The following is a 7,258-nucleotide window of genomic DNA, read 5'->3' as shown; positions in this document are numbered from 1 at the left end:
AGGAGTTCTATCTGGATTTAAAATATCGCATATCATTGCTGCAACTGCTTTTTCCTTTGGTCTATAAGGTAAAATTGTAAATGTTTTTGGATCAGGAAGAGCAACCATATCTGATTCATCTATCCTTGCAAATCCCTTTATTGAAGAACCATCAAATCCCATTCCATCTTCAAGTGCTCCCTCAAGTTCTTCAACTGGAATTGAAAAACCCTTCATCTGTCCTGTGATATCTGAAAAAAATAACCTTATAAATTTAACATCTTTTTCCTTACAAATTTTCAACACATCTTCTTTTTTTAATGACTTATCCATCTTATCCCTCCTTTTTTAAAAAATTTTTTATTATTATTTCTCCTGTTTCTTTTATCTTTTCTAACTTTTTATAATATACTTTTTTAACTCCAAAATCAAAAAGTAATTTTTTATTAATCTCTATATGAAATTGAAAACCGTAAAGATTTTCACCTATTTTAAAACCTTGATTTAAACATTTTTTTCCTTTAACAAGTAAAATTCCATTTTCAGGAAGTTCAAAACAATCTGAATGGTATTGAAAACATGTAAAAGTTTCTGAAACTCCAGTAAAAATATTATCTTTTTTCCCATTTTCAGTCAATTCAACTTCAAAAAATCCTATTTCTTTGCAAAAGTTTAAATTTACTTTTGCACCAAATGTTTTTGCAAGAATCTGTGCTCCAAGACAAATTCCCAAAAAATGTTTTTTAAATTGATAAATTTTTTTTATAAGATCTTCTTCCTCTTTTAAAAAAGGATATTCTCTCTCCTGATAAACATTCATAGGACCTCCAAGAGAAAAAATAAAATCAATATTCTTAATATCTTCTGGTAATTTTTCTCCATTTTCTAACTCAATAATTTTATATAATATACCCATCTCTTTTAAAATATCTTCAATTATTCCAGGACCTTCTTCAATTTTATGCTTAATTATTAAACATTTTTTAAATTGCTTCATCACCTTTTTCTCCTGTCCTTATTCTTATTGCATCTTCTATCGGTATCACAATAAATTTAATTCCAAGATTTTCTGCTAATTTTTTTGCATCATTAAAAGATTGAGAAGAGGAAAACCTTGAAGGCATAAAAACACCTATAACATTATCTTTTCCAAGAGCATCAGTAGCAATTGTTGCCACAAGGGATGAATCAATACCACCACTTAAACCTATAACAACTTTTTTAAAATTATTTTTATAAACATAGTCCTTTAATCCACAAATAAGTGCTTTATATATCTCCTCTTCTTCACTAATTTCTATAATTTTCTCCTGTTTTTCATTTGTTGAAAAAAATAAAATCTCTTCTTCAAAGGGACTTGCTTTCTTTATAATTTCTCCTTTTGGATTCATTGCAAAACTTTGACCATCAAAAACAAGTTCATCCTGACCACCAACAAGATTTGTATAAAATAAAAAAACATTATTTTCAGTGCATATATTTCTTACTAAATTTTCTCTTTCTTTAATTTTTCTGAAATGATAAGGGGAAGCATTTAAAGTGAAAATATATTTTGCTCCATCTTTTATCTGTTTTGCATAAGGATCATTTTTATGCCATATATCTTCACATATTGTAATACCAAATTTAATTCCATTAATTTCATAAATACCCTCTTTTTTTCCTTCATCAAAATATCTCTTTTCATCAAAAACATCATAATTTGGAAGAATTTTTTTATTGTAAATCCCAATTATTTTTCTTTTATAAATTATCGCAGCAGAGTTGTAAATCTTTGAATCTTCTCTATTTACAAAACCAACTATTACAACCATATCCTCTACTTTATTTTTTATTCTTTCAACTGCTTTTAAGTTATCTTGGATAAATTTATTTTTCAAAAGTAAGTCCTCTGGTGGATATCCTGTAATTGAAAGTTCTGGAAAACAAAGAAAATTACATTTTAATTCTTTTGCCTTTTCAATTGTTCTTATTATTTTTTCAGTATTACCATTTATATCTCCAACAATAAAATTTAATTGACATAAACCTATAAAAAGATTATCCATAAAAACCTCCTTTTTATTATTTTCCCAACACTGGAAAGGACTTCTTTGTCTGGTGGGAGCACATCCTCCATGCTAAATTTTATATTAAAAAATTTTAAAGTCAAATTTTTCTCTCTTTTGGGTTAAGACATAGTATCCAGGTAGACAAGAAATGGAAAAGAGATATATGGAGAAGGAGAGATTTAGAGGTAATTGTTCCAAAGGATAAAAGACAGGCGAAAAAATTAGTTAAGGAGATATAAAGAGAAGGAAGGATTAAAGGACTTATCAAGAAGGCCAGAGAATTCACCGAACAAAACACCACCATAATTAGAAAGGATAATAATAGCAGAAAGAAAAAAGATTCATTTTACAGTAGAAATGACACCTTATGAGAAACTTTGTAAAGATTATAAATTACCAGATGAGATTTGTTTATTTCCTGTTATTAATCTTGATGAAATACCTGATATCTTAAATTCTTATTTCAAAAATTTCTACCTTAACCCTAAATACAATCTCTTAACCCAGTCCTATTTTTAATTACTGAATGGAATTGATTTTTTATGATAAAATATTAAAAAGTTTTGAAAGTAATGAAAAAATAAGATAATATAAAAAAATGAAGAAATTTATTTTTATTACCGGTGGAGTTGTATCTTCTCTAGGAAAGGGTATTGCTTCTGCTTCAATAGGGACCTTACTTGAATCACATGGATATAAGGTTACTTTTTTGAAATTTGACCCATATATAAATGTTGACCCCGGAACAATGAGTCCATTTCAGCATGGAGAGGTATATGTAACTGAAGATGGTACAGAAACAGACCTTGACCTTGGCCATTATGAAAGATTTACAAATGCAAAGATGACTCATAAAAATAATGTAACAAGCGGCCAGATTTATTTTTCTGTAATTCAAAAAGAAAGAAAAGGTGAATATCTTGGTAAAACAGTTCAGGTTGTTCCTCATATTACAAATGAAATAAAAGAAAGGATTTTTGCTCTTAAAAAAGACGGTGATATTATAATAACAGAAATAGGCGGAACAGTTGGAGATATTGAGAGTTTACCATTTCTTGAGGCAATCAGACAGATACAGGTAACTTTACCTGAAGAAGATACATTACATATTCATTTAACACTTGTTCCATATATTAAAGTTGCTGATGAAATTAAAACAAAACCAACACAGCATAGCGTGGGAAGATTGAGAGAAATAGGTATTCAACCAAAAATATTATTATGCAGAACCGAAAAACCATTAACAGAAGAAATAAAAGAAAAAATTGCTCTTTTCTGTAATGTAAAAAAAGAAGCAGTTATTGAGGCAATAGATACTGATTTGATTTACGAAATACCTTTGATATTTTCAAAGCAAAAACTTGACTTGATTATTTTGAAGTATTTAAATCTCAAAAGAAAATTTAAAAATGATTTAAATAAATGGAAAGATATAGTTTATATTTTAAGAAATCCGGAAAGAGAAATTAAAATTGGTGTTGTCGGAAAATATATTAAATTGCAAGATTCATATAAATCAATTTATGAAGCACTTATTCATGGTGGAATTGCAAATAAATGTAAAGTTAAGTTTGAAAAGGTAGATTCTGAATTAATAGAGAAAGATGGAGCAGAAAAATATTTAAAAGATGTATCTGGAATAATTGTGCCAGGGGGTTTTGGTATAAGAGGGATAGAAGGAATAATTGAAGGGATAAAATATGCAAGAGAAAATAAAATACCATTTTTAGGAATATGTCTTGGACTTCAATGTGCTTCAATTGAATTTGCAAGGAGTGTTTGTGGCCTTAAGGATGCTTCAAGTACAGAATTTAATCCAAAAACAAAAAACCCGGTTATATATTTACTTCCTGAACAAAGAAGAAAAAAGATGAAAGGTGGAACTATGAGATTGGGAGCATATCCTTGCATTTTAAAAAAGGGAACAATTTCTTATAGGGCATATGGTAAAGAAAAAATTTATGAAAGGCACAGACATAGATATGAATTTAATAATAAATACAGAGAGATTTTTGAAAAAAATGGAATTGTGATTGCTGGTATTTATCCTGAAAAAGACCTTGTTGAAATTATTGAATTAAAAAATCATCCTTTTTTTGTAGCAACTCAGTTCCATCCAGAATTTAAATCAAAACCATTTAAGCCACATCCTCTTTTTACTGCATTTATTAAGGCATCTGGTGTGTTTAAAAGTTAGTTTTTATTCCCATTCAATTGTTGCAGGTGGTTTTGAGGTTATATCATATACAACTCTATTTACTCCTTTAATCTCATTTACAATTCTATTTGATATTTTTTCAAGGATTTTATAAGGAATTTTTACCCAATCAGCAGTCATTCCATCTTTACTTTTCACAACCCTTATTCCAATAACATATTCATAAGTCCTTTTATCTCCCATAACTCCAACAGTTTTAATAGGCAACAAAACTGCAAATGCCTGCCATATTTTATCGTAAAGATTTGCTCTTTTTATTTCCTCTTTAACTATAACATCTGCATTTTTTAATATTTCAAGTCGTTCTTTCGTAATATTCCCAATTATTCTTACTGCAAGTCCAGGCCCAGGAAATGGATGTCTTTTAATTATAAAATCTGGTAAATTTAATTTTTTAGCAATCTTTCTAACCTCATCCTTAAATAAAAATCTAAATGGTTCAACAAGTTTAAATTTCATTTTTTCAGGAAGTCCTCCAACATTATGATGCGTTTTTATTCTTGCAGAGGGGCCTTTAAAAGGAGAACAACTTTCAATTACATCTGGATATAATGTCCCCTGAGCAAGAAATTCAGCACCAAATCTTTCACCTTCTTTTTCAAAAATCTCAATAAATGTATTGCCTATTATCTTCCTTTTTTCTTCAGGGTTTTCAATATTTTTCAATCTTTCAAGAAATAAATTTGAAGCATCAACATAACTAAAATTTACTCTACCATTGAAAAATTTAATTATTTCTTCTGGCTCATTTTTCCTCAAAAGTCCATTATTAACAAATATACTTAAAGAATTTTCACCACATACATCATGTAAAATTATAGATAAAACAGAAGAATCAACTCCTCCGCTTAAAGCACATATAACTTTTTTATTTCCAACTTTTTCTTTTATTTCTTCCTTAACTTTATCAATTATTGATTTTTCTGTCCAGTTCTTTTTTAACTTACATATTTTAAAAAGAAAATTTTTTAAAATCTTCTTACCTTCTCTTGTATGAATAACTTCTGGGTGAAACTGTAATCCATAAATTCTTTTATTTTCATCTCTGAAAGCACCTACCTTTATATTTTCAGTTTTACCAATTATTTTAAAGTTTTTTGGCAATTTACTAACATAATCCCAGTGGCTCATCCAGACAGTTGTTTCTTTTTTCAATCCACCAAAAATTTCCTCATTTGTTTCTGGATAAAAAATTGTTTTTCCATATTCTCTTATATTTCCATGAGAAACTTCACCACCAAATAATTCTGCAATAATTTGCATACCATAACATATGCCAAGAATAAAGAATTCATTACTTTTTAAAATTCTTTCATCAAAGTTTATATTATCTTCAGATATATGCCCAGGACCTCCGGAAAGAATTAAGACCTTAATATTTTTATTTTTTATTTCTTCATATTTTATAGAATAATGTAAAATTTCACAGTAAATATTTAACTCTCTTATCCTTCTTGCTATCAATTGAGTATATTGAGAACCAAAATCAATTATTCCAACCATTTTAAATTTCTTTTTTAAATTTGTAATAACTTTTGACATCCATTACATTTAATTCACTTTCTTTCAATTTTTTGATAGCATATACAGTTGCTTTTGCTCCTGGAATTGTTGTTACAAGAGGTATGTTCCTCTGAACTGCAATTGTCCTTATTGAAACAATGTCCTTCTTGGGTTTTTTACCGGATGGAGTATTTATTATTAGAGAAATTTCATTATTTATAACATAGTCAAGTATATTGGGTCTACCTTCATAAATCTTTGGTATTATTTTTACTGAAATCCCATTTTCTTCAAGCACTTTTCCTGTACCTAAACTTGCTAGTATCTCAAAACCAAGATCTTTAAGTTCTTTTGCTATTGAAATTATATGTGGTTTATCCTTATCTTTTACACTTATAAATACTTTTCCTGATAAAGGTAATTTCTGTCCTGCTGCTATCTGACTTTTTGCATAGGCAAGTTCAAATGTTTTATCTATACCCATTACTTCTCCTGTTGATTTCATCTCAGGTCCTAATACTGCATCTACATTACCAAATCTGTTAAATGGAAATACCGACTCTTTTACTGCATAATAATTTATATCTACCTCTTTCTTAAATCCAAGTTCTTTTAATGTCTTTCCTATCATAATCTTTGTTGCAAGTTTCGCAAGAGGTATACCTATAGTTTTACTTACAAATGGGACAGTTCTTGAAGCACGGGGATTTACTTCAAGAATATAAACAATGTCATTCTTTACTGCATATTGAATATTTATTAATCCAACTATGTTCAGAGAAAGTGCTATTTTCTTTGTTGACTCCTTTATTTCTTCTATTATCTCTTTCTTCAAACTATAAGGTGGCAAAACCATTGCACTATCTCCTGAATGAATTCCTGCTTCTTCAATATGTTCCATTATTCCACCTATAACACATACCTTTCCATCACATATTGCATCTACATCAACTTCTATCGCATCTTCAAGAAATTTGTCTATTAAAATGGGATGTTCAGGTGAAACTTCGGTCGCTTTTTCAATATATTCTTTTAAAGTTGTCTCATCATATACAATCTCCATAGCCCTTCCTCCAAGAACATATGATGGTCTTACAAGTACTGGATATCCAAGTTTCTCTGCTATTTTTTTTGCTTCTTCATAAGTAAAAGCTGTTCCATTCGGCGGTTGATTTAACTTAAGTTTTTTTATTAATTTGCTGAATTTCTTTCTGTCTTCCGCTATGTCTATTGCCTCCGGAGATGTCCCAAGGATTTTTACTTTATTTTTCATCAGTGGTATTGCAAGATTTATAGGTGTCTGTCCGCCAAACTGAACTATAACTCCTTCAGGATTTTCTTTTCTAATTACACTCAAAACATCTTCAAGTGTGAGTGGTTCAAAATACAATCTTGTTGAAGTATCATAATCAGTACTTACTGTTTCAGGATTGCAGTTTATCATTATGCTTTCATAACCTTCTTCTTTTAAAGCAAAAGAAGCATGTACACAACAATAATCAAATTC

General features: G+C 28.8%; 6 protein-coding genes. 1 reads left to right on the top strand and 5 read right to left on the bottom strand.

Annotated elements, in window-relative coordinates:
* The 3 genes from PKV21_08135 to nadE form a co-directional block, all read right to left on the bottom strand.
* Positions 1-312: glutamine synthetase (locus PKV21_08135; protein HOM27457.1), on the bottom strand; the 312-nt coding region annotated here is incomplete at its 3' end.
* Between the two features lies 1 nt (position 313).
* Positions 314-976, bottom strand: coding sequence for a type 1 glutamine amidotransferase (locus PKV21_08130; GenBank protein ID HOM27456.1), 663 nt, complete (start codon positions 974-976; stop codon positions 314-316).
* A complete protein-coding gene (gene nadE / locus PKV21_08125; GenBank protein ID HOM27455.1) occupies positions 963-2,027 on the bottom strand; it encodes an NAD(+) synthase in 1,065 nt (354 codons plus the stop codon). Before nadE ends, PKV21_08130 begins: the two co-directional genes overlap by 14 nt.
* A 601-nt stretch (positions 2,028-2,628) precedes the next feature.
* Between nadE and PKV21_08120 the strand changes: the two genes are divergently transcribed.
* Complete coding sequence (locus PKV21_08120; protein ID HOM27454.1) at positions 2,629-4,227, top strand: CTP synthase; 1,599 nt, start codon at positions 2,629-2,631, stop codon at positions 4,225-4,227.
* Positions 4,228-4,230: 3 nt separating this feature from the next.
* Here the strand turns inward: PKV21_08120 and guaA are convergent, their stop codons facing one another.
* Both guaA and carB read right to left on the bottom strand, forming a co-directional pair.
* Positions 4,231-5,790: a glutamine-hydrolyzing GMP synthase gene (gene guaA / locus PKV21_08115; protein ID HOM27453.1), complete on the bottom strand. Its 1,560-nt coding sequence runs from the start codon at positions 5,788-5,790 to the stop codon at positions 4,231-4,233.
* The coding region (gene carB, locus PKV21_08110; GenBank protein ID HOM27452.1) for a carbamoyl-phosphate synthase large subunit at positions 5,753-7,258 on the bottom strand (1,506 nt) is incomplete at its 5' end. The genes guaA and carB, both read right to left, overlap by 38 nt.

The organism is bacterium (assembly GCA_035371905.1).
Classification (GTDB): Bacteria; Ratteibacteria; UBA8468; order B48-G9; family JAFGKM01; genus JAMWDI01.
This window is presented reverse-complemented; position numbering and strand designations above follow the sequence as displayed.